This is a genomic window from Oceanobacillus damuensis (assembly GCF_001618145.1).
Classification (GTDB): domain Bacteria; phylum Bacillota; class Bacilli; order Bacillales; family Amphibacillaceae; genus Oceanobacillus; species Oceanobacillus damuensis.
Genome location: NZ_LQNF01000033.1, coordinates 1 through 23,141, shown reverse-complemented (window position 1 = coordinate 23,141; position 23,141 = coordinate 1). Strand labels below are relative to the sequence as shown.

Annotated in this window: 17 protein-coding genes; 13 read left to right on the top strand and 4 right to left on the bottom strand. The window is 40.9% G+C overall.

Annotated elements, in window-relative coordinates; translation table 11 throughout:
• Positions 1-69: 69 nt before the first annotated feature.
• The 3 genes from hemE to hemY are packed head-to-tail and all read left to right on the top strand — an operon-like array spanning position 70 to position 3,475.
• Positions 70-1,104, top strand: coding sequence for a uroporphyrinogen decarboxylase (hemE, locus tag A4245_RS16115; RefSeq protein WP_067729781.1), 1,035 nt, complete (start codon positions 70-72; stop codon positions 1,102-1,104).
• A 29-nt stretch (positions 1,105-1,133) separates the two neighbouring features.
• Positions 1,134-2,069: a ferrochelatase gene (gene hemH / locus A4245_RS16110; protein WP_067729779.1), complete on the top strand. Its 936-nt coding sequence runs from the start codon at positions 1,134-1,136 to the stop codon at positions 2,067-2,069.
• Entirely contained in the window at positions 2,069-3,475 is a 1,407-nt protein-coding gene (gene hemY / locus A4245_RS16105) for a protoporphyrinogen oxidase (protein WP_067729777.1), read from the top strand. Before hemH ends, hemY begins: the two co-directional genes overlap by 1 nt.
• 265 nt (positions 3,476-3,740) lie before the next feature.
• Here the strand turns inward: hemY and pepF are convergent, their stop codons facing one another.
• Both pepF and yhfH read right to left on the bottom strand, forming a co-directional pair.
• Positions 3,741-5,555 (bottom strand): oligoendopeptidase F, encoded by a 1,815-nt coding sequence (gene pepF / locus A4245_RS16100; protein WP_067729775.1) that lies wholly within the window; start codon positions 5,553-5,555, stop codon positions 3,741-3,743.
• A gap of 293 nt (positions 5,556-5,848) precedes the next feature.
• Positions 5,849-5,980, bottom strand: a complete 132-nt coding sequence (yhfH, locus tag A4245_RS19805) for a protein YhfH (RefSeq protein ID WP_084268837.1) — start codon at positions 5,978-5,980, stop codon at positions 5,849-5,851.
• A gap of 113 nt (positions 5,981-6,093) precedes the next feature.
• Here yhfH and A4245_RS16095 point away from each other — a divergent pair, with 113 nt between their 5' ends.
• From A4245_RS16095 to A4245_RS19800, 3 genes are all read left to right on the top strand, one after another.
• Entirely contained in the window at positions 6,094-6,825 is a 732-nt protein-coding gene (locus A4245_RS16095) for an MBL fold metallo-hydrolase (RefSeq protein ID WP_067729773.1), read from the top strand.
• An 85-nt stretch (positions 6,826-6,910) separates the two neighbouring features.
• Entirely contained in the window at positions 6,911-7,906 is a 996-nt protein-coding gene (locus tag A4245_RS16090; protein ID WP_067729771.1) for a lipoate--protein ligase, read from the top strand.
• Between the two features lie 282 nt (positions 7,907-8,188).
• Positions 8,189-8,713 (top strand): competence protein ComK, encoded by a 525-nt coding sequence (locus A4245_RS19800; RefSeq protein WP_084268836.1) that lies wholly within the window; start codon positions 8,189-8,191, stop codon positions 8,711-8,713.
• Here the strand turns inward: A4245_RS19800 and A4245_RS16080 are convergent.
• The gene (locus tag A4245_RS16080) at positions 8,658-9,050 is read right to left on the bottom strand and encodes a YhjD family protein (protein WP_067729767.1); all 393 of its coding nucleotides are present in this window, start codon (positions 9,048-9,050) and stop codon (positions 8,658-8,660) included. The two genes, A4245_RS19800 and A4245_RS16080, sit on opposite strands and share 56 nt — an antisense overlap.
• Before the next feature lie 202 nt (positions 9,051-9,252).
• Between A4245_RS16080 and A4245_RS16075 the strand changes: the two genes are divergently transcribed.
• The 7 genes from A4245_RS16075 (at position 9,253) to A4245_RS16045 (ending at position 21,617) form a co-directional block, all read left to right on the top strand.
• Entirely contained in the window at positions 9,253-9,909 is a 657-nt protein-coding gene (locus A4245_RS16075; protein WP_067729765.1) for a TVP38/TMEM64 family protein, read from the top strand.
• Positions 9,910-9,964: 55 nt separating this feature from the next.
• Positions 9,965-10,516: a signal peptidase I gene (gene lepB, locus A4245_RS16070; protein WP_067729763.1), complete on the top strand. Its 552-nt coding sequence runs from the start codon at positions 9,965-9,967 to the stop codon at positions 10,514-10,516.
• A 112-nt stretch (positions 10,517-10,628) separates the two neighbouring features.
• Positions 10,629-14,123, top strand: coding sequence for a helicase-exonuclease AddAB subunit AddB (gene addB / locus A4245_RS16065; protein ID WP_067729761.1), 3,495 nt, complete (start codon positions 10,629-10,631; stop codon positions 14,121-14,123).
• A complete protein-coding gene (gene addA, locus A4245_RS16060; RefSeq protein ID WP_067729759.1) occupies positions 14,116-17,853 on the top strand; it encodes a helicase-exonuclease AddAB subunit AddA in 3,738 nt (1,245 codons plus the stop codon). Before addB ends, addA begins: the two co-directional genes overlap by 8 nt.
• A 142-nt stretch (positions 17,854-17,995) precedes the next feature.
• The gene (locus tag A4245_RS16055) at positions 17,996-19,192 is read left to right on the top strand and encodes a DUF418 domain-containing protein (RefSeq protein WP_199860699.1); all 1,197 of its coding nucleotides are present in this window, start codon (positions 17,996-17,998) and stop codon (positions 19,190-19,192) included.
• 229 nt (positions 19,193-19,421) lie between these two features.
• Entirely contained in the window at positions 19,422-19,784 is a 363-nt protein-coding gene (locus tag A4245_RS16050; RefSeq protein WP_324609864.1) for a YisL family protein, read from the top strand.
• 336 nt (positions 19,785-20,120) lie between these two features.
• Positions 20,121-21,617: an alpha-amylase family glycosyl hydrolase gene (locus A4245_RS16045; protein ID WP_067729755.1), complete on the top strand. Its 1,497-nt coding sequence runs from the start codon at positions 20,121-20,123 to the stop codon at positions 21,615-21,617.
• A gap of 52 nt (positions 21,618-21,669) precedes the next feature.
• On the opposite strand, the gene A4245_RS16040 is transcribed toward A4245_RS16045, so the two are convergent.
• Entirely contained in the window at positions 21,670-22,542 is an 873-nt protein-coding gene (locus tag A4245_RS16040) for an SDR family oxidoreductase (protein WP_067729753.1), read from the bottom strand.
• Positions 22,543-23,141: the final 599 nt, after the last annotated feature.

The following is a 23,141-nucleotide window of genomic DNA, read 5'->3' as shown; positions in this document are numbered from 1 at the left end:
ATACAGTGATTTAGGAAATGGCTATAGTAGTTAGTGGAGATAGTAGAATGTGCAAAAGGGTGGAAACTTATGTCTAAAATAATTAATGATACAATTTTAAAAGCTTATAATGGGGAACAGACAGATTTTATTCCGGGATGGTTCATGAGGCAGGCCGGACGTTCCCAGCCTGAATATCGTGAACTGAAAGAAAAGTACTCTTTATTTGAAATCACCCATCAGCCTGAATTATGTGCGTATGTAACAAGGCTCCCAGTAGAAAATTATGGTGTGGATGCAGCGATTTTATATAAGGATATCATGACACCGCTACCTTCAATGGGAGTGGAAGTTGAAATAAAGAGCGGTATTGGTCCGGTAATCCATAATCCGATTCGTAACTTCAATGATGTGGAAAAATTGGGAGCATTAAATCCTGCTTCTGATATACCTTATGTACTTGATACAATTCGCCTTTTGACGGAAGAACAGCTTGAAGTTCCGTTAATCGGATTTAGTGGAGCTCCTTTCACATTGGCAAGTTACATGATTGAAGGAGGGCCATCAAAAAATTATAATAAAACAAAAGCATTGATGTACAGTGAGCCTGAAACATGGTTTGCATTGATGGACAAGCTGGCAGATATGATCATCACTTATGTGGATGCACAAGTTGAAGCGGGCGTGAAGGTCATTCAAATCTTTGATTCATGGGTCGGTTCCCTGAATGCAGCTGACTATCGTATATTTATCAAACCGATAATGACAAGAATTTTTTCTGAACTGAGAAAACACAATGTACCTCTAATTATCTTTGGTGTGGGTGCACGCCACTTATTGCTTGAGTGGAATGACCTGCCTGTAGATGTGATTGGTCTTGATTGGCGCACATCCATTACGGAGGCACGTAAAATGGGTGTGACTAAAGTTGTGCAAGGAAATCTTGACCCGACAATTTTGCTTACTAATTGGGAAACAATCGAGAAACGTACAAAAGAAATTCTGGACGAAGGGATGCAGCAAGGAAAATATGTTTTCAATCTAGGTCATGGTGTTACGCCTGATATTAAACCTGATACATTGAAGAAATTGACAGCGTTTATTCATTCATACACAAAGAAATAGATGAAAATTTTACAAAGAGGTGCAGAAAAATGGAAAAGAAAAGAATGGGACTGTTAGTAATGGCATATGGTACGCCGAATAAAGAGGAAGAAATCGAACCGTACTACACACATATCCGCCATGGAAGAAAGCCAGAACCTGAAGCGCTCCAGGACTTAAAAGACCGCTATAAAGCAATTGGTGGAACTTCTCCATTGGCAAAAATTACGCAAGACCAGGCACATGCTTTGGAGTCCAATTTGAATGAAGCTCAAAATGAGTATGAATTCAAAGCATATATTGGATTAAAGCATATTGCTCCTTTCATTGAAGATGCAGTAGAAGAAATGGCAAAAGATGGTATCACAGAAGCGGTATCCATCGTATTGGCTCCACATTATTCAACTTTCAGCGTAAAATCCTACAATGAGCGCGCTGCAAAAGAAGCAGAGAAATACAACATCACAATTGATTCTGTCAAAGACTGGTATGCAGAACCGGGTTTTATCCAGTTCTGGGCCGATGGCATTAACAAAATCTATGAAGAGATGCCTGCAGAAGAACGTGAGAAAGCCGTACTCATTGTATCTGCACATAGTCTGCCTGAGAAAATTTTGCAAAATGGGGATCCCTACCCGGATCAATTAAGAGAAACTGCTGATCTTATCGCAGAAAAAGCTGATATCAAAAACTATGCAATCGGCTGGCAAAGTGAAGGAAACACTCCAGATCCATGGTTAGGGCCTGATGTGCAGGACCTTACACGTGACCTTTATGAAAAAGAAGGGTATCGTTCATTTGTCTATGCACCAGTCGGGTTTATCGCAGATCATTTGGAAGTCTTATATGACAACGATTACGAATGTAAAGTTGTTTGTGATGAAGTTGGAGCAAAATACCACCGTCCTGAAATGCCAAACGTTCACCCTGACTTCATCCATACACTTACAAAAGTAGTGTTGAACAAAGTGAAGAGTGAAGTGTGATGGCCACAAAAAAAATAGTTATTGTAGGTGGCGGAATCACAGGATTATCCGCCGCTTACAATTTGCAAAAGCAAATAAGCGAAAATGATCTCCCGTTTGAAGTCAAACTGGTTGAAGCAAGCAGCCACCTTGGTGGCAAAATAAAGAGCATCAAGCGAGATGGTTTTACAATTGAACTCGGACCCGATTCGCTTTTGGCCAGAAAACCTGCAGCAGTAAAACTGGTTGAAGAGCTTGGATTGAGTGATCAGACAGTTCGTAATGGAACTGGACAATCTTATATTTTGGTAAAGAATAAATTACATAAAATGCCTAAAGGGACATTTATGGGGGTTCCCAAAGAAATCCGCCCATTACTGGCTTCCAATGTCTTCTCATCAAAAGGAAAGCTGCGTGCCCTGATGGATCTTGTTTTGCCAAAAAGCAAGGTTGAAGGTGACCAATCGCTTGGCATGTTTATGCGTCGGCGGTTCGGCAATGATCTTGTTGATAATCAGATTGATCCGTTATTGTCAGGCATTCATTCCGGCGATATCGACAAAATGAGTCTGAAAGCAATTTACCCAATGTTCCATCAAGTAGAACAAAAGCATGGAAGTTTAATAAAGGGTTTACAAAGAACATTGCCAAAGGCTTCGAAACATTCTAAAGGGAAACAGGCGGAAAGTTTATTCTTTTCTTTTGAAGACGGTATGGAAACGCTGGTAAAAGGACTCATAGAAAAGCTGGACGATAAAATAATAAGCATCAACACTGCTGTTGACCATATTGAGAAAAAAGAACATGGCTACCATCTCTTATTAAGTGACGGAAAAGTGTACAAAGCAGATGCTGTAATTATGGCTGCACCTCACACAGCAGTCCCTGGCATGCTCAGTCAATACGATTTTTTGAAGAAATTATATGAAATTCCTGCCACATCGACGGCAAATGTCGTTGTGGCCTTTGATCAAGCAGCTATTAAGAAGGACATTGATGGCACTGGGTTCCTTGTCAGCCGAAGCAGCAATTACCGAATCACTGCATGCACATGGACCCATCGTAAATGGCCAACCACGACACCGGAAGGCAAAGCGCTATTCCGTTGCTATGTAGGTAGACCGGATGATCAGGAAATAGTTGATTTATCGGATGAAGAAATAACAGACATTGTTTTAAAAGATATGAATAAAACTATGAAAATAAAAGCAAAACCTGAATTCAGCATCATTACAAGATTTAAAGATGCCAGGCCCCAATACCATGTAGGGCATCTGGAGCTGGTATCTCAGGTGCGTACAAATGTATCCAAGGAATTACCTGGGTTAATTTTAACCGGCAGCTCCTATGATGGGGTCGGTATACCAGACTGCATCGAACATGGAGAAAGAAGTGCAACGGAAGTGGTACAGTTTTTGAATGGATAGCAGGGTATTCCCGGAGAAATGATTTAAGGGTTGCTTTGGGGTGCATAATAATTAAATGATGGACCAAATGAGCGGCACCACTACCCCCTAACCTTTCCAGAACCCATTCCATCACATTAAAAAACTCACCAAGCCTTTCGGTGACAGACTTAGTTGCACTTATTCAGAAAGGAAACCAACATGGCTATGCAAAGCGGAGCCATGTTGGTTTCCTATCTGCCAAGTAAAAGATGACCAGCACCATTGCTGGTCATCTTCCTATACATTATTCATAACTCTTTACTAATTCATCCACTAGAGAACCGACATAGTGTACAGCCACTTTAATAGCGTCTGGCTTGGACATATCAACTCCGGCTTGTTTAATGAGTTCAAGCGGTTTTTGTGTGCCACCTGCCCTTAGTACATCAAGCCAGCTGTCGACTGCTGATTGGCCATCATTTTTAATTTTTTGGGCTACTGCCGTTGAAACAGTCAGACCAGCTGAGTAGGTGTATGGGTACAGTCCCATATAGTAATGTTGCTGACGCATCCAGGTGAGTCCTGCTCCTTCATCAAAGGTAACTTCTTCTCCCCAGAAGTTTTCAAGTGCTTCTTGTTTCTCTTTACATAATACATTTGCTGTCAGCGGAACCCCTTGTTCTGCCAGGTCATAGATACGGCGCTGGTATTCGCCTTCCAGTAAATGCGTTACAAAGTTGTGATGGTACGTTCCAAGTAACTGTGTAATGACCCAGCGTTTCATCCGGACGTCATCTGTATTTTTCATTAAATGCTCTGCCAATAATAGCTCATTCAATGTCGAAGGTGCTTCAATAAAGTAAGTGGAAGGCCGGGTGTTCACAAGTGATTGATTTTTACCTGCAAGGTAGAAATGTCCGGCATGCCCAAGCTCGTGAGCAAGTACAAATGCACCACGCATTGTATCGGTCCAAGTGATTAAGATGTATGGATGTATGCCATACGGGCTTGAACAGAATGCTCCATTTGCTTTTCCGACATTATCCGAACGATCGATCCAGCGATTGGCAATACCTTCTCTCATTATTTCAGTATATTCAGGCCCCATTACTTTCAACGCCTCTAGTATTGTTGCTGTTGCATCTTCATAAGTCGATTTTGGATTGAATTCAGGGTCGAGAGGTGCTTTCAAATCGCAATAGCGGATTTCATCCAGACCGAGTTTTTCCTTTTTCAACTTAGCAAAACGCCGCATGTGTGGTGCAAGTTCTTTTTGGATAACGTCTAATTGATTATGATACATTTCCTTCGTTACTTGCTGCGGTGCCAAAAGCATATCTGTAACAGAATCATAATTGCGCAGTTTTGACATTGTAACTTGTTTCGTTACCTCGGTGGCATAGGTTGCAGCAAAAGTGTTCTTGTATTGGTTTAATGTTTTTGTAAACGAGTCATATGCAGCCCGTCGTGTATTGGTATCAGCCGAGAACTCATAACGGTCTTCATATAAAGCTGCCGACATTGGCAGTTCAACGCCATCAGGGTTATTAATGGATTCAAACTCCATATCCGCAGACTTGCTTCGTTGATAAATCATATATGGTGCATTATGTACTTCGCTCAGTGCTGCAAGTGTTTCTTCCATTTCCGGTGAAAGGGTATGTGCTTTATCTTCCAGCAAGTCTTCCAGCATCTTCTGATATGTTTTCAATTCAGGCTGCTCATTTAGGAACTGCTCAATCGTTTCAGCTGACAGAGTCAGTAATTCTGATTGGAAAAAGGACAGTTTTGCATTAATGGAGGCCATTGCAGAAGATACCTTCGCTGAATCTCGTTGATTGTCCGGATCTGACCCATCTGCGCTTGAACGAAGGTTTGCATAAACAGCAACACGAATTACCCGTTGCTGAAAAGCTTCCAATGTTTGTAATGCATTTAATAAAGTTGCGGAATCAGAATTTAATTTCCCTTTATAATCAGTAACTTCGCTTACAGCTTTCTGGATGTTGACAAGCTCTTGTACCCAGGCTGCTTCATGAGGAAATAAATCAGTTAAATCCCATGTCTGTTCCTCTGGTACATCGGAACGGCTCCATCTTGTTGTAGTTGTGATTGACATATACAGGCTCCCTTTCCAAATATATTTCTTAACTATTATAAATTGTAATATAAAACTCAATAGAATAATAGAACTTTCTGATATATTGATCAGGAAACGAAGGCGGATATCTAAGCCTGTGGAAGTATGTCCTGGCCTGGATTTATACAAGTAAGGAAAGTTCTATACTGTATCTGCAAATAAAAACTGCAACTATAATAACAGTTGCAGCTAGAGATATTTATTTTGTTGTAGTACAGTTTGATTAAGGATATTTTTTTCATTTTGGAGGTTCAGCATATTAGGTGTTCCTGTTATCTTGCAGGATGGTCACATTCATCACAGACATTGCCGTAACAATCAGCTTTTTCATGTACCATGTCTTGACCACATTGGGAGCATTTCTTTTTAGGCAAATTTCTGAAAAACTCAATTACACTGATCATGTGTATCCTCCTCTTTATAATGGCGTATTTAATATTAAACCCATTGTATTATAACAGTATGTGTGCTGTCAACCCTGTGTTACAACATTTTGAAAAATAGGAGTGATTTTATTATGAAACTTACTGTAATCGGCTTCTGGGGAGGCTATCCGGCGAAGGATGGAGCTACTTCTTCTTATTTGCTTGAAAAGGACAATTTTTCTTTACTGATTGATGCTGGAAGTGGATCATTGTCCAAATTGCAAAAGTACAGAGATATTTCCGATTTGGATGCCGTCCTGGTATCCCACTACCACCATGATCATATAGCAGATATTGGGGTGCTGCAATATGCCAAACTGATTGAACACTATGTAAAAGGATCTGAAAAAACACTCCCGATTTATGGACATACGAAGGATCGAGTAGGATTTGATTCGTTGACCCATCAATACACAAAGGGAGTGCCTTATGACCCTGCTAAAGATTTGAAAATAGGTCCATTTTCCATTCGATTTCTTGAAACTGTCCATCCGGTACCATGCTATGGAATGCGAATTTCGGATGGGGAAAGTGTTATCGTCTACACTGCGGATACAAGCTATAAAGATGAGTGGAGTACGTTTGCAGAGAAGGCAGATTTATTGATTGCGGATTGTAACTACTATGCCGGTCAGGATGGCTCGAAAGCTGGCCATATGAACAGTGAAGAAGGCTCAAAACTAGCTGAGGCTGCACAGGTAAATACATTGATGCTTAGCCACTTGCCCCAATTCGGTAATCTCAATCAATTGGTTGAAGAAGCGCGAAAGTCCTTTAGTGGAACGATTCAGTTGGCTAAAGAAGGAATAGTTTGGCAGAAATAGGACTGTCGAGCTATTTCCTTTGATAAGTTCAATTTTTTGAATTAAACTTAACATATAAAAGGCAGATAAAGGGAGGAAAAGCATAATGAAGTTTATTGACAATAGAGGAATCACAGATCCTATGGTTAATCTGGCTATCGAAGAATATATTTTGGAGAATTTCGGTGAAAAGGATACATATTTATTGTTTTATATAAATCAGCCATCCATTATTATTGGACGAAACCAAAACACGATAGAAGAAATCAATACTGATTATGTGGATGAAAAAGGAATTAAGGTCGTACGCCGTCTTTCCGGTGGTGGGGCCGTCTACCATGATGAGCAGAATCTTAACTTCAGTTTTATAACTAAAGATGATGGTAACAGTTTCCAGAACTTTGCCAAGTTTACACAGCCGATGATTGATGCGATGAATAAATTGGGAGTGCCTGCAGAAATGCAGGGACGGAATGATCTGGCTGTGCAAGGACGCAAGATTTCCGGAAATGCAATGTTCTCCACAAAAGGTCGTATGTTCAGTCATGGTACACTTATGTTTGATTCGGAATTGGAAGAGCTGACGAAGGCTTTGAAAGTTAAAAAAATCAAAATTGAATCAAAAGGTATTAAATCAATTCGCAGCAGGGTAGCAAATATTTCTGAATTTCTTGAGGAAAAAATTACGATGGAACAATTCAAAGAAACAATTTTAAAATATGTATTTGAAGTTGATGACATCAAAGATGTTCCTCAGTATGTATTGACAGATGAAGACTGGGAAAACATCAAGAAAATATCCGAAAATCGCTACCAGAAATGGGAATGGAATTATGGGAAATCTCCGGCGTTTAATGTACAGAAGCAGCATAAATTTGATGCAGGTCTGGTAGATGTCCGTTTGGATGTTAAAAAAGGAATAATCGAGAACTGTAAGATTTATGGGGATTTCTTCGGGGTTGGAAATGTAGAAGAACTTGAAAATACAGTTACAGGGGTGCGGCATGAGCGCAAAGCAATAGAAGAAACGCTTAAGGACTTTGATGTATCCCACTATCTCGGCAGAATTACGAAAGAAGATTTCATTGATCTCTTATATTAATTTAGAAGCAGGCCCGCTAATATAAAATTAGTGGGCTATTTTGGCAGATAGGAAAGCATGAAACTTTCCTATCTGCATAAGTGCAACTAAGGCTGTCATCAAAAGGCTCGGCACATGCCAAGTTTCTAATCGTTGAACTAAAACTGGATGTCGCCGTCTGCTTAATGAAAAAATATTATTTTTTCTAAAAATTAGGTTTATATATACCATTTTACCTATAAATATGATAAATTAGTACCTAAGCCACTTTCTTTTTATTATTCTTGGAAAGGAAGAATAGCAATGCTGAAAAATTATTATTTTACCTCGCATGAAATTACTCCGTTTACGATGGCGGTTATCTCTGAGCGTGATCCGGACGGCGAACAGATAACGCGTATTCTGGAGGAAGATGCCGAGTATGTTTTGGATGGTACCCCTACTAAAATTATTGATGATGCATGTCGATTTTTTGGAGCGAGCCTCAAAGGAAGGCAGGATGGAACCAAAGACATCAGCGGTATCACACATAAAGCGCCAATCTCCATTGACCCTTCAAGCGGAATGTATTTTTTTCCTACTACCTCACCAACAAGTCAGAAATGTTCCTGGATCGCTCATTCGCACATCGATAAAGTCGGAAGAGCCCCAGAGCAAAAGACAGAAATTCTATTTAAAAATGGCAGAAAAGTCACTATCGATATCTCGTACGGATCCATGTTAAATCAATTGCAGCGTACGGCCCAGTTTCGGTACCTTTTGGACAATCGGATCAGGTTTTTGCACCAGCATCTACCCGCTGATATGGTGGCAGAGCCTTCATCATAAGTTCCTGAACGATGGCCTCCACTTTTTTTCGTATAGCAGGATTAAAGTAATTGCGCTTTTCCTCGCGGCCCTGACAGAGAAAGAGAAAAGATGAGAAAGAATCATTTTTATTTAGTGTGACAATCTGCATATTTTTTTGCCTCATCACCATCTTTAATCTTCTCCGTTCAGAGATCGCTTCCGATTCCATTTTCTCTAAAAGTTTTACGTAGGGTTCTTTAATTTTGAAAGCTCCATTCTGGATATGACTGATATCCTGTCTGATTACAACCATTGCCATGGACAGGAAGAGAAATCGGGATGCCAGCTGGAATTCTTCGTCTGATAGATAGCGCATGATGATCCACTCCTCACAAAATAGAACGTTTGTTCCTATTATATGATAAAGTAAATAAAAATACACTACTAAAATTAAAAATGAGGATAATAAAAGGAAAGTGGCCAGCAGGATTGTTAAAACTATGCTTTTTTGTCTGATTACTTTAAAATATAGGTAAGATTAAGAAGCCGTTCACGTATTATGAGGAGAATTCGTCTAAATGTATCTACTAAACATCAATTTTTCCAATTGGAGAACGGTCCTTGAGAATGAAGGACTGGAAGAATTTATTCAGCAGCTATTGAATCAGTATGAAGGATTGGGACCATTGCCAGGAATTTTATTGCCTTTTATAGAAGCATTTCTTCCTTTTCTGCCACTGATTGTATTTGTCATGGCAAATGCAGCGGCATACGGTTTATTGAAGGGATTTCTATTTTCCTGGATCGGTGCATGCAGTGGAGCGATTGTCGTATTTCTGGTGATTCGAAGGTTGGGTAACACGAAATTCCTTAAAAAGATCCGCGAAAATAGACAGGTAAAGCGTATTACTGCATGGGTGGAACGACACGGATTCGGACCGTTATTTCTGCTCCTGTGCTTTCCCTTCTCCCCATCGGCAATTATTAATGTCGTGGCGGGCTTGTCGAAAGTAAGTATACAACAGTTTATTCTCGCCGTTTTATTAGGGAAAACGGTGATGATTTTCTCGATAGCCTACATAGGGTCCAGTATAATGGAATTCGCAAAGAATCCGATTAAAACGATCGTGGTTGGGGTCGGTATTGTCCTATTTTGGATGTTAGGGAAGTATATTGAAAAAAGGGTGCAAAAAAAGGTCATCAATAAGAACTATCCAAATATGAATAAAGATTAAAATAGCTTCCTCCTGGGAATGATAAGAGTAGATAACGACCTTGGAGGAAGATAAAATGAAAAAATATAACTATCGCAGACTGATTCCCATAGTCGTACTTGCAGTAGTGCTTGCGGTAATTTTACGGTCAACACTCTTTGCAAGCTATGTTGTTGACGGTGAATCTATGGAACCAACGCTATACGATGGTAATTTACTAATGGTAAATAAAATTGTTTACGATTTAAAGAATGTCGATCGCTTCGATGTGATTGTCTTTCATGCGAATGAAGAGGATGATTATGTAAAGCGGGTGATCGGATTGCCTGGAGACGAGATTGAATACAAAAATGACCAGTTATATGTAAATGGAGAGCATGTGAAGGAAGATTTCCTTGATGCATATGTGCAGGCCAGCGATTCCAGACCCTTTACCACTAACTTTTCGTTGGAACAAACAACTGGTGAAGAGAAAGTGCCAGAAGGCCATTTATTTGTCATGGGGGATAACCGGCAGGACAGCCTGGACAGCAGATCATTCGGTTTTATTTCAATCGACCAGCTTGTAGGGAAAGTGGACGTAAAATACTGGCCGCTGTCCCAGACAAAATTGAGTTTCGGAAAATAGCTGAATAAGTGAGTACATTTCTATAATAGAGCCTCTATCTTTGGTAAAATAGATGGAGGCTCTATTTAAATTTTTTTAAATCTATCCATACTATTCTACGGGGGCTAAAAAGATGGGACTTCGATTTATTACAGGAAGATCCGGTACAGGAAAAAGCGGAAGAACGCTGGATGAAATCAAAGAAAAATTGATTCATAACCCTCAAGGTTCCCCAATTTTTTATATTGTGCCAGATCAAATGACCTTTCAACAGGAATTCGCTTTATTTAATGATGAGAATATAAAGGGAAGCATCCGGGCCCAGGTGGTAAGTTTTTCAAGACTCGCCTGGCGGATATTGCAGGAAACTGGTGGAGGGACAAGACAATTCATCAGTTCGGTCGGTATTCAGATGATGCTGCGCAAGATTATAGAAGAAAAGCAAGGTGATTGGCAGGTTTTTCAAAAGGCCATGGAAAAACAAGGCTTTTTAAACCAGCTGGAGACAATGATAACAGAATTCAAGCGGTACCAGGTTACACCGGAAGTGCTGCGTCTGCAGATGGAACATTTGAATCAGTCTGTCCATAAATCGCCCGGAGAAGCAGCATTAATGAACAAGCTTGATGATTTATTATACATTTATGAAAAACTCGTGATGGTACTGCAGGATAACTATATTGATGGTGAAGATCAACTGCAGCTGCTTTCCGAAAAAATTGGCGAATCTAACTTACTGGAAGATGCAGATATTTATTTGGACGGCTTTCACAGCTTTACACCTAAGGAACTGGTTGTTGTGGAAGCACTGATGAATACGTGCAACTCAGTGACCGTAACACTTGCTTTGGATGACCCGGACGCAGAAGTTTCTGAACTTGATTTATTTTATCAGACAACGGAGACCTACCATATTTTAAAGCAAATTGCCGATGAGAATGGCGTCTCTGTAGATGAAACGATTGTTCTTGATCCGACTGGGGGCAAATTCCGCAATCGACCTTATTTCAATCATTTACAAGAATACTTTGATGTAAGACCGTCTCCGCAGTTTGCAGGGGAAGTGCCAATCACAATAGCGGAAGCGGTACATCCACGTGCAGAAGTTGAGGGTGTCGCCCAGGAAGTTCTCCGTCTAATAAGAGAGGAGAATTACCGTTTTCAGGATATTGCCGTCTTTATCAGACAGACAGATATGTATCATGACTTGATACATACGGTTTTTGATGATCATGAAATCCCTGTATTTATTGATGAAAAACGGACAATGCTTAATCATTCACTGATTGAATTTATCAGGTCTGCATTGGATGTGGTTGAAGGTAATTGGCGCTATGAAGCTGTGTTTCGTGTTCTCAAGACTAATTTTATATCTCCATCCGATAAGGATTATCCTTTAACAAATGATGCCATCGATGAATTGGAAAATTATGTTCTGGAGTATGGAATACGTTCACGTGAACGCTGGTTTGGCAATGAAGAATGGAAGTTTCAAAGATTCCGCGGTTTTGAGAATGCCGCCCAGACCGATTCGGAGAAAGAGACACAAAAACGCATCAATAAGTATCGACTGCAGGTGACGAAAGCATTAAAACCTTTTGATGAGCAAATTAGAAAGGCAACAACGATCAGAGATTTATGTGTTGCAGTGTATATGCTTTTAGAAAATTTGAATGTTCCAGGGCGCCTGGAACACATGCGTGAGCAATACGATGCCAATGGAGAAGCAGAAAAAGGAAGAGAGCAGGATCAAGTATGGGATGCGGTTATCCAGCTGTTGGATGAAATGGTTGAAATGGCAGGGGACGAAAAAATGAAGCTGTCTACTTTCCATTCTACCTTGGAGGCAGGATTTGAGACATTGAAATTCGCCCATGTTCCACCGAGTATTGATCATGTCACTGTAGGTACGATTGACAGATCAAGAATGAGCGGAGTTAAATGTGCCTTTTTGCTTGGTGTAAATGATGGCGTTTGGCCGATGAAACCACCGGCAGACGGCATGATCAATGAAGAGGAACGGGAAATTCTGGAAGGAAATGGTATTAGGCTGGCAGACAGCGGCAAACGTCAGCTTCTCGATGATTGGTTCTATATGTACCTTGCCTTCACAGTTGCAGAAGACAAGTTAAGAATCAGTTATCCATTAAGTGATGAAGAAGGAAAAGCGAAATTGCCTTCACAGCTTATTAAGCGAATGGAGAACTTATTTCCTGCCTGCAGGGACCATGTATTGCTCCAGGATCCGGATGAGCTTGCCGAAGCGGAGCGCTTCATTACGACATCGGTAAAAACGAGGTCCGCCCTGACCGCCCAATTGGCGAGAAGCCGTAAAGGCTATCCGATAAGCCCGGTTTGGTGGGAAGTATATAACTGGTATGTGCAAAACCAGCCGAAACATGGTACAACCTATACCATTCTGCAAAGTCTGTATTACGAAAACAAGCCAATCAATCTGGCAACAAACACGGTAGAACAGCTTTACCCCAAACAAGTGAAAGCAAGTGTCAGCAGATTGGAAACCTACTACAAGTGTTCCTATCAGCATTTTGCCAAATATAGTCTGAAACTGGATGAACGTAAAACATATAAGCTTGATGCACCGGATATTGGGCAGCTATTCCATGAGGCACTAAAAACGATTACCGAATGGATCCAAGTGGAAGGAAGAGATTTCTCCCAGTTAAGCAAAAAAGATACCGACCATTATGCCCAAAGAGCGGTTCACACGCTCGCTCCTGTGTTACAGCATCAGATTTTGCGCAGCTCCAACCGGTATAAGTATATCCAGCAGAAACTGCAGGAAATCATCGCAAGGGCGGCCTATATTTTAAGTGAGCAGGCAAGACAAAGTAATTTTTCTCCTGTTGGTTTGGAACTTGGTTTTGGCGAGAAGGAACAATTGCCGCCATTAAGCATGCAGCTGCCCAATGGCTATGAGCTTCAGCTGCGCGGAAGAATAGACCGTGTTGATAAAGCTTTAAATCAAGACTCCTTGTACCTGAGGATAATAGATTATAAATCAAGTGCAAAAGGATTGAATTTAGTTGAAGTCTATTACGGGTTAACACTTCAAATGCTGTCTTATCTGAATGTCGTATTGACCCATTCAGAGCAATGGCTTGGTTCGAAGGCTACACCAGCAGGGGTTCTCTATTTTCACGTCCATAATCCGATGATTTCAGGGAAGGGAAAAATGAATGAAGATGAAATTGCTGAAGAGATTTTCAAAAAATATAAGATGCAAGGACTCCTGCTGTCTAACGAAGAAATCGTTAAAATGATGGATACAACACTTGAAACAGGTACAAGTCAAATTGTACCTGCAGGCATCAAGAAAAACGGTGGCTTCAACAGTTACTCAAAAGTTGCCGATCATGAGACGTTTGCAACATTGCAAAATCATATTCATACATTGATGACAAATGCAGGACTCGACATGACTACCGGGGGAGTGCATCTGAATCCTTATCAGCATAAACAGAATATTGCCTGCACGTTCTGTCCGTTCCATTCGGTATGTCAATTCGATCCAGCATTGGAAGAAAATAATTACAGAAAGCTAGCCGATATGAAGGACGATGACATCTTGTCGCAGCTAAGAGAGGGGGACAATGTAAATGGTTAATTGGACAAAAGAACAGGAGGATGCCATTTATTCCGATGGTAGTGATATTCTTGTCGCTGCAGCTGCGGGATCAGGAAAGACAGCCGTATTGGTTGAAAGGATTATCCAAAAGCTGTTGTCGAATCAAAAGCCGGTAGATATAGACTCCCTGCTTGTCGTGACATTTACGAATGCTGCCGCCCAGGAAATGCGGAATCGTGTAGGGCAGGCTCTTGAAAAAGCATTGGCAGCAAATCCGGGTTCCTTACATTTGAAAAAACAATTATCACTCCTGCAGCGTGCCTCCATATCGACACTTCACTCTTTCTGTCTCGATGTAGTAAGAAATTACGCTTATATGATTGATATTGATCCATCTTTTCGAATCGCTGATGATATGGAGGGTGACTTGATCAAGCAGGAAGTGCTCGATGATCTGTTTGAGGAATGGTACGGGGACGAGACGGGAAATCAGGAGCATTTTTTTGCTGTGGTGGACCGTTTTTCGAATGACAGAAGTGATCTGGAAGTAGAAAATCTGATCCTTGATTTATATACATTTGCAACTCAAAATCCATGGCCGGACCTGTGGCTGGATCAATTGGCTGAAGCATATCAAATTCCGGATGAATGGAAAGAGAAGGACTTAAACTGGCTGACAATGATTAATCAGGAAGTGAAAAATCAATTTGAAGCAATTGAGCAGGAAATGGATCTTGCCTTGGCAATGACAAGGGAAAACGATGGTCCATACCATTATGCAGATACGATTGATGCGGATAGATTGATGCTGCAACATGCTTTAGCACATATCGGCTCCTGGGACGAACTGCAATCGTATATGATTTCGAGCTCTTTCGGCAAGCTTTCAGGAAAGCGTGTAGATTGTGATGAGCTGAAGAAGGAAAAGGTCAAAAAACTCCGGAAAAGTTATAAAGATCGCTGGGATGGAATGAAAAGTAAATGGTTCAACAGGAACTTAACGAGTCATATTGAAGATATGCAGGAAATGGCCCCGGTCATTAAACACTTGACAGAACTCGTCAAACAATTTAAGGCGAGGTTTACAGAACATAAACGGGAAAAGGCACTTGTTGATTTTTCCGATTTGGAACATTTATGCCTCCAGCTGCTGGTGGATGATGCATCAACATATGACAACATCATTCCTTCGGCAGTGGCGATGCAGTTTCAGAAACAGTTCAGTGAAGTATTGGTTGATGAATATCAGGATACGAATCTTGTACAGGAAACGATCCTTACATTGATCAGTGACCGGACAGGTGCCGGAAATATGTTTATGGTAGGTGATGTGAAACAAAGCATTTACCGTTTCAGACATGCGGAACCAACGCTTTTCATCGAAAAATATAAACGCTTCGCAAATGACCAGGAAATAGCAAAACGAATTGACTTAGCGAGTAATTTCCGGAGCAGGGAGCAGGTGCTTTCTGGTGCAAACTATATTTTCCGTCAGATTCTGGACGAAGAGCTCGGAGAAATAGACTATGATTCAGATGCCGAGTTGATTTATGGAAATAAAATGTATGATGAAATGCCTTACGATAGCCCTGACCCTGAGCTGCTCATTATTGACCGGGAAACAGCGGAAGAGAAGGAAGAAACAGCTGGTGAGGAAGAAAACTTCCAAGACTTGGAGAAAGCCCAGCTGGAAGCACGGGCATACGCTGAAAAAATAAAAACGTGGATCGGGCAAAAGGATGGCAGCATCCCTATGAAGGTTGTGGACAAGGAAACCCAGAGTCAGCGTGAGCTGCAGTATCGGGATATTGTCATTCTAATGCGATCCATGACATGGGCGGCAACGATAGCAGATGAATTGAAAAAACAGGGAATTCCCGTATATGCAGAACTTTCTACCGGTTACTTCGAAGCAATCGAAGTAAAAGTAATGATCAGCCTGCTTAAAGTGATTGATAACCCTAGGCAGGATATTCCGATGGCATCAGTATTAAAATCTCCAATTGTTGGATTAAATGAGGATGAATTGGCAACAATACGTCTGGCTGATAAGCATCATTCATTTTATGAGGCAGTCGTAACATATGAAAAGAAACATACAGGCAGCACCTCCGAAAAAATTGAACAGTTTTTAAAACGGCTGAATCAATTTCGTTTAGCTTCGAGACAGGGAGCATTATCCGAGTTAATCTGGGATATTTACAGAGAGACAGGCTATTATGATTTTGTCGGAGGAATGCCGGGCGGCCGACAGCGTCAGGCTAACTTGCGTGCACTGTATGATCGTGCCCGTGGCTATGAGTCCACTTCATTCCGAGGATTATTCCGTTTCCTTCGTTTTATTGAGCGGATGGAGGAGCGGGGAGATGATCTTGGTTCTGCACGGGCGCTAAGCGAGCAGGAAGATGTTGTCCGCATTATGACCATCCATAAAAGTAAAGGTCTCGAATTTCCGGTCGTTATTTTGGGTGCAATGGAAAAACAATTTAACCAACAGGATTTGAGACAGAAATACTTGTTGCATAAAGATATGGGTTTTGCCAGTAAATATATTGATCCAATCAAGCGTATCACTTATCCGACACTGTTTTACCATGCACTTCAGCAGGAAAAATTACGGGAACTTCTGGCTGAGGAAATGCGGGTGCTTTATGTGGCTTTGACCCGGGCAAAAGAGAAGCTCATTATGGTTGGCACGGTAGCATCGATGGAGAAGAAGCTGCAAAAATGGCAGAAAATGATTGACCATTCGGAATGGGTGCTTCCTGCACATTTCCGTATGGAGTCCAAAACCTATCTGGATTGGGTTGGACCTGCGCTTATCCGTCATCAGGAGACGGCAGGAATCCGAACGGAAGAGATTGGTGATGCCGTGCTAAATGAGATCAAGGCAGATCCATCAAGATGGGAAGTATCTGTTATCCATGCCAGTGAACTTACCAATTTGGAAGAAACAACACAGGAAATGGATTTGAATCTAAAGGAAAAAATAATGGATTGGCAGCCGGTAAATGTGAAAGATAACGAATTGCAGGCATTTGTCGATCGACGTTTATCTTACAACTACCCACATGAACAGGCAGCAAAATACCGAGCTAAGCAGACAGTTACCGAACTGAAACGTCAGCGGGAAATCAAAGATGATTACAGTGATGACCAACTCGTCCAATCTTTTAAAGCACCGATTATAAAACGTCCAAATTTTATGCAGAAAGAGAAAAAGATCACCCCAGCTGAAAAAGGGACTGCCATGCACACGGTCATGCAGCATTTGCCAATGAGTAAACCTTTAACGAAAAAAGAAATTGAAGAATATGTGGAGCTTTTAGCCGATAAGGAAATTCTGACGAGAGTGGAAGCAGATATCGTCGATAGTGAAGCAATCGAGCAATTTTTCCTTACAGATATTGCTAAGTTAATCATGGAGAGTCCTGAAGTATACCGCGAAATACCTTTCAGTCTGACTTTGCCTGCCAGTGAGGTATATGCAAACTGGAAAGGCAACACAAATGAACAAGTTTTAATTCAAGGTGTAATTGATTGCCTCATACCGAAAGATGATGGATGGGTCATTCTGGATTATAAAACAGACACGATTACAAAGGACGTTACAGATACTGTTCAAGATCAGCTCGTTAAAAGATATGAAACACAGATGTCTCTATATAGGAAAGCACTTGAAGAAATATGGAGGGCCCCTGTTAAAGAAACGTATTTGTACTTTTTTACCAAGCAATTACTGGTAAGTGTACCATCTGTTCAGCCATAAGAATGAATAACCAGCTTTCTGGATAAGAGAGCTGGTTATTTTTCGATGCATTTTTGACAACAGTCCTTACCAAAAGCAGGATGTCGAGATAGTGTTATCGAATATATTACTATGAGAATTTTTTACGGAAAGGACAGAAATTATGAACATTAATCTCACACCCGTAAAGGAAAATAAGAGACTCGAGTGGATTGATGCAGCAAGAGGGTTTGCGGTGTTTGGCATATTCATCGTTAATATCGGAGCATTGTCAGCGCCTTATTTCATACATGGTGGAGCGGAGGAAGCCTGGAATTCGCCTGTCGATCATTTTACACTAGCGTTCATTGATATATTTTTCCAGGCAAGCTTTTATACACTCTTTTCCATTTTATTTGGTTTCGGAATCCAATTGCTTCGTGAACGACTTTTGGAACGCGATATAGATGTTTATCACTTTTTGTTCAAGCGATTGCTCATTCTCATAGGATTTGGAATCATACATGCTTTTGTCATCTGGCATGGTGACATTCTTCTATCTTATGGACTGATTGGTATGCTGCTCCTTCTGTTTTTGAAGGTAAGGGATGGTTACCTTTTATTATGGGGCGTCCTGCTTCTTGGTGGAAGTGTAGGAATGCTCTCACTGGCAATGTATCAAACCCGTGCGTATTTAGGTGGGTATAATCAGGCTGGAATTGCACAGGCATTGGAAAATTATCAAAGTAACAATTTACTCACGATTTGGTCACAAAATTACGCTGACTGGTTATATGCCAATAGTGGGCTTGGATACGTATTTTTGACAGCCGCATTGCTTCCAATGTTTTTGTTTGGCATGTACCTTGCACGTAAACGCTGGCTTCATGAGCCTGAAAAACATACAAAACTATTAAAAAGGCTTTGTAAGATTTCCCTGTTCGTCTTCCTAGTTATTAAAATGGGACCCTATTTATTTGGCAATCCAGTTTGGTTCTCCTATATACAAGATAATATTGGAGGGACAGCATCTGCAATTTTCTACATTGTATCGATTACACTGCTAGGTCAAAGTGAGATTGGGCAAAAACTGATACAACCATTTATTTCGGTAGGGAGAATGGCCTTGACGAATTACATATTGCAATCTGTCATTAGCTTTATGCTTTTCTATGGAATCGGTTTTGGTCTGTATGGATCAATCCGCCCTTTAACAGGTATTGCGATTGTGTTGCTCATATTTGCACTGCAAGTATTTTTCAGCAAGTGGTGGTTTACGAGGTTTCGTTTTGGGCCAACGGAATGGGTATGGAGAAGTTTTACATACAATAGCATACAACCGTTCCGCAAAAGAAGCGGTCAAAGGAGCGAGCGGGAATGAATGTGCGGAAACTGACGCAGGAAGGAGCAGGGTCTCTGCAGGTATTATTACGGGGACCAGTTGCGACGGAATTTGCAGCATTATTCAATAACAGACCCACCTATTATTATTTTTTATACAGAGGTTTAAATAGTAATTAATCATTATTACATGGTATGATACTGGTAGATAATTTTTTAATTGGTTCCTATATGAATCATTGAAAAAGGAGGATACATACGTGACACATATGCACATAACTGCTTGGGTACTGGGATTTATCCTGTTTGTTGCTGCAATGATGATGCAAAAACAGAGAAAAGCTAAGCCTGCAAAAATCATACACATGATTTTGCGACTTGTTTACTTGTTCATACTCTATACTGGTGGAGTTCTAGTCTGGGAATACATTCAAAACAGTGGCATGCCAATTCTGGCTGAAGCAATCACAAAAGGGATTGCTGGAATCTGGATTATCGCTGCAATGGAAAGGATTCTGGTTAAACTCAGTAATGGTGAACGGACTAAAGGTGTTTGGATTGAGTTCTGGATTGCTTTAGTTATTGTTCTGGTACTAGGCTTTGTACGTTTACCGATGGGAATTCAATTTTAATGGAACGGTTTGATCGACTGCCTCCTCGCTGGGGTAGTTTTTTTATGGGAATATTTGTTATGGGAGTCCCAAAAAATGCACACATCATCAATTATTGGAGGGGATAAAAACCATTACGCTGGACCTGAGAAGACAAAAAGGGCGACTACAATACTTATCCATGCTCGTGTACATAGAGACATTCTATAGTGGCTGATGGGATCCCTTAAGAGTGGGCGGAAGGGAAACTTTCTAACATGTGAAGTCTTTTCAACAATAAGGGCGGTTTCATTGACTATTTGGGCCAATAAGTAATAATAAAATAAGCGTTACTATATTTATTGTGGGGGATCATATATGAAAAGAATGGCATTTATGCTTACGGTTACATTTTTGTTGATTTTAACCTCATTTCTTCCGGCGGTATCTGCAGAAGATGAGCGGACAGTCGAGGATGAAATTATTTATAATATCATGGTTGACAGGTACAATAATGGAGATCAGAAAATTGATGAGCAGGTAGATATCGAGGATCCCTATGCATATCATGGTGGGGATCTTCAAGGTGTTATTGCAAGGCTCGATTCTCTGCAGGAAATTGGTGTGACAACCATTTCTTTGTCCCCGTTGATGGAAAATGCAGAAAACGGTTACCACGGCTACTGGATTGAAGACTTCTATGCACTGGAAGAACAGCTTGGAACAATGGAAGATTTAAATACATTGGTGGAGGAAGCACATCAGCGGGAAATGAAAGTAGTACTCGAATTCGTAACCAATTATGTGGCGGATACCCATCCAATCGTGGATGATCCTGAAAAAGAAGATTGGGTGACCGAACAGGAAATCACTGAACCAGCATGGGCTGAAAACACAGTTCAGCTAAATTCTGACAATCCTGAAGTGGAAGCATACTTATTGGATGTCGCTGAATACTGGATGACAGAAACAGATATCGATGGCTTTATGCTGCACGCGGTAGATCAGTCAAGCATTGATTTCCTGGGAAATTTTACGCGTCAGATAAAAAATGCGAATCCGGAATTTTATTTACTTGGTGATATCCTTGTTACTGATGAAGCAAGTGAGCAACTTTTGGCGGAAACAGATCTGGACGCTTTTGAGAATATGACTTTAAGTGAATCCATGACAACTGTTTTTGCAGAGCCCGATCATCCTGTATCCGATATATATGAAACATGGTCAGCAGCTTCAAATCAAAATGGATTACTATATATGGATGACTTCTATACAAAGCGGTTTACACAACTATACTCCGAGAATCAGAGAAATTCGCTTACAGCTTGGTCATTGGCACTGACCTATATGTATACAACTCCGGGAACTCCATCACTCCTTCAGGGTACGGAATTACCGATGTATGGCGCAACGCCGGAAGACTCCCAAAGGCTTGTACCTTTTAATAGCGGGGAACCGGAATTAAAAGAATTCCATGATCGGATTTCCTCTTTAAGAGAACAATTTCCAGTATTGCGGCATGGTGACTTTGAAATAGTCGGGTCTGATGGGGCGATGAGTGTATTTAAGCGTACATTGGATGAAGAAACAATGTACATTGCAATCAATAATAGCAGTGAATCAGCATATGTTGATGTTTCGGAAATTAAGCCTGGAATGCAGCTTCGAGGATTCCTTGGAGATCATCTTGTTCGGGAAAATGAAAATGGCGACTATAGAATTGGTTTACCACGGGAATCGACTGAAGTGTACGGGATACAAGAAAATAAAGGATTAAACTGGGCCTTTATTGGATTTGTTCTAGGGGTTTTCCTCCTGTTTATAGGTGGAATCATTTACTTGACTGTGAAACAGAAGAATAGGAACGCAAATTAAAGCAATAAGGCTATCCGTTTGATGACGGAGAGCCTTATTGCTTTTCGATATATTAACCATTTAAGACGGTTCCACCATTTACATGGATCATCTGGCCGGAAACATAGCTTGAATCTTCACTGGCCAGATATACGTATGCTGGTGCAAGTTCCTGAGGTTGGCCCGGACGTTTCATTGGAGCGTCTCCACCGAATTCATCCACTTTTTCTTTGCCGAAGGATGCAGGAATCAAAGGTGTCCAGATAGGGCCAGGTGCCACACCATTGACGCGAATCCCTTTTTCCACAAGCTCCATGGAAAGGGACCTTGTGAATGAAGCAATCGCTCCTTTTGTTGAAGAATAGTCAATTAGCGAAGGATTTCCCTTATAGGCTGTGATGGAAGACGTATTTATAATACTGCTTCCCTCCTTCAGATTAGGCAAGACAGCCTTGGTAAGATAGAACATGCTGAAAATATTTGTCCGGAAGGTTCGTTCCAATTGTTCGCTTGTAATATCCATAAAACTGTCCTGTGGATGCTGCTCTGCGGCATTATTTACGAGAATATCGACCTTGCCGAAACTATCAAGTACTTGAGTTACCGCTGATTCACAGAAGGATTGATTACCGATATCGCCATCAATCAAAATACACTTTCGTCCTTCCTTTTCAACAAGACGTTTCGTATCATTTGCATCCTCATGTTCATCTAAATATATGATTGCGATATCTGCGCCTTCTTTGGCAAAATGAAGACTGACAGCTCTTCCAATCCCACTGTCACCCCCGGTCACGATTGCGACTTTATCCTTTAATTTATCGCTGCCTTTATAGCTTTCACGGATGTATTCAGGTTCAGGATTCATTTTATATTCAATCCCTGGCTGCTTACTTTGTACTTGTGCTGGTGGTGTTTGTTTTCCATTCTTGTTTTCCATTCCCATGATATTACCTCCTTGAGTAACTGTTTAATTTCAATGTACCCGTATTGAGGAAATTTAAATCATGGGTCACGTCACGATAATGGTTGAATAAGGACTGTTTTCCAAAGGCTTAGAACTTCGGTTACTCGTTGTTGTTTTTGCGTAAAACGTGTAAACTACGACGTAACTTCTATTTACGATAAATCTTTAGATGATAATGGAAACAAGTTACTTCGGCGACCGCTCTGGGAAATACACTGCGCTTTCCACGGGCGGCTGGTGAGCCCCTTCATGCTAACGCATTTCAGTGTCTCACCTATGCCTCTCTTCCCGTAGGAGTCTCCGTGTATTTCCCAGAGCTGGTTGTTGCCATATCCTTGCAATAGCTATTAATTACGGAAAAAATTTATTTGTTTGTTAAAAATGCTGGCTGATCTGAAAGTAAATTTATTGTTCTGTAGCTGAATTCCTTTTTGAAGAAACTCCATAACAGCAGCCCGTATACACGTAGACTCCAGCGGGAGGAAAGGCATAGGTGAGACCCCTAAAGATGAGATAGCACGAGGAGGGCTCACCAGCCGCTCGCGGAAATGACCTGACCCCTATAAGTTAGAGTAAAA

What these genes read in the sequence shown, in the direction of transcription:
- hemE (WP_067729781.1), top strand. Translation starts at nt 70, where the DNA reads ATGTCTAAAATAATTAATGATACAATTTTAAAAGCTTATAATGGGGAA.
- hemH (WP_067729779.1), top strand. Translation starts at nt 1,134, where the DNA reads ATGGAAAAGAAAAGAATGGGACTGTTAGTAATGGCATATGGTACGCCG.
- hemY (WP_067729777.1), top strand. Translation starts at nt 2,069, where the DNA reads ATGGCCACAAAAAAAATAGTTATTGTAGGTGGCGGAATCACAGGATTA.
- pepF (WP_067729775.1), bottom strand. Translation starts at nt 5,555, where the DNA reads ATGTCAATCACAACTACAACAAGATGGAGCCGTTCCGATGTACCAGAG.
- yhfH (WP_084268837.1), bottom strand. Translation starts at nt 5,980, where the DNA reads ATGATCAGTGTAATTGAGTTTTTCAGAAATTTGCCTAAAAAGAAATGC.
- A4245_RS16095 (WP_067729773.1), top strand. Translation starts at nt 6,094, where the DNA reads ATGAAACTTACTGTAATCGGCTTCTGGGGAGGCTATCCGGCGAAGGAT.
- A4245_RS16090 (WP_067729771.1), top strand. Translation starts at nt 6,911, where the DNA reads ATGAAGTTTATTGACAATAGAGGAATCACAGATCCTATGGTTAATCTG.
- A4245_RS19800 (WP_084268836.1), top strand. Translation starts at nt 8,189, where the DNA reads ATGCTGAAAAATTATTATTTTACCTCGCATGAAATTACTCCGTTTACG.
- A4245_RS16080 (WP_067729767.1), bottom strand. Translation starts at nt 9,050, where the DNA reads ATGCGCTATCTATCAGACGAAGAATTCCAGCTGGCATCCCGATTTCTC.
- A4245_RS16075 (WP_067729765.1), top strand. Translation starts at nt 9,253, where the DNA reads ATGTATCTACTAAACATCAATTTTTCCAATTGGAGAACGGTCCTTGAG.
- lepB (WP_067729763.1), top strand. Translation starts at nt 9,965, where the DNA reads ATGAAAAAATATAACTATCGCAGACTGATTCCCATAGTCGTACTTGCA.
- addB (WP_067729761.1), top strand. Translation starts at nt 10,629, where the DNA reads ATGGGACTTCGATTTATTACAGGAAGATCCGGTACAGGAAAAAGCGGA.
- addA (WP_067729759.1), top strand. Translation starts at nt 14,116, where the DNA reads ATGGTTAATTGGACAAAAGAACAGGAGGATGCCATTTATTCCGATGGT.
- A4245_RS16055 (WP_199860699.1), top strand. Translation starts at nt 17,996, where the DNA reads ATGAACATTAATCTCACACCCGTAAAGGAAAATAAGAGACTCGAGTGG.
- A4245_RS16050 (WP_324609864.1), top strand. Translation starts at nt 19,422, where the DNA reads ATGCACATAACTGCTTGGGTACTGGGATTTATCCTGTTTGTTGCTGCA.
- A4245_RS16045 (WP_067729755.1), top strand. Translation starts at nt 20,121, where the DNA reads ATGAAAAGAATGGCATTTATGCTTACGGTTACATTTTTGTTGATTTTA.
- A4245_RS16040 (WP_067729753.1), bottom strand. Translation starts at nt 22,542, where the DNA reads ATGGGAATGGAAAACAAGAATGGAAAACAAACACCACCAGCACAAGTA.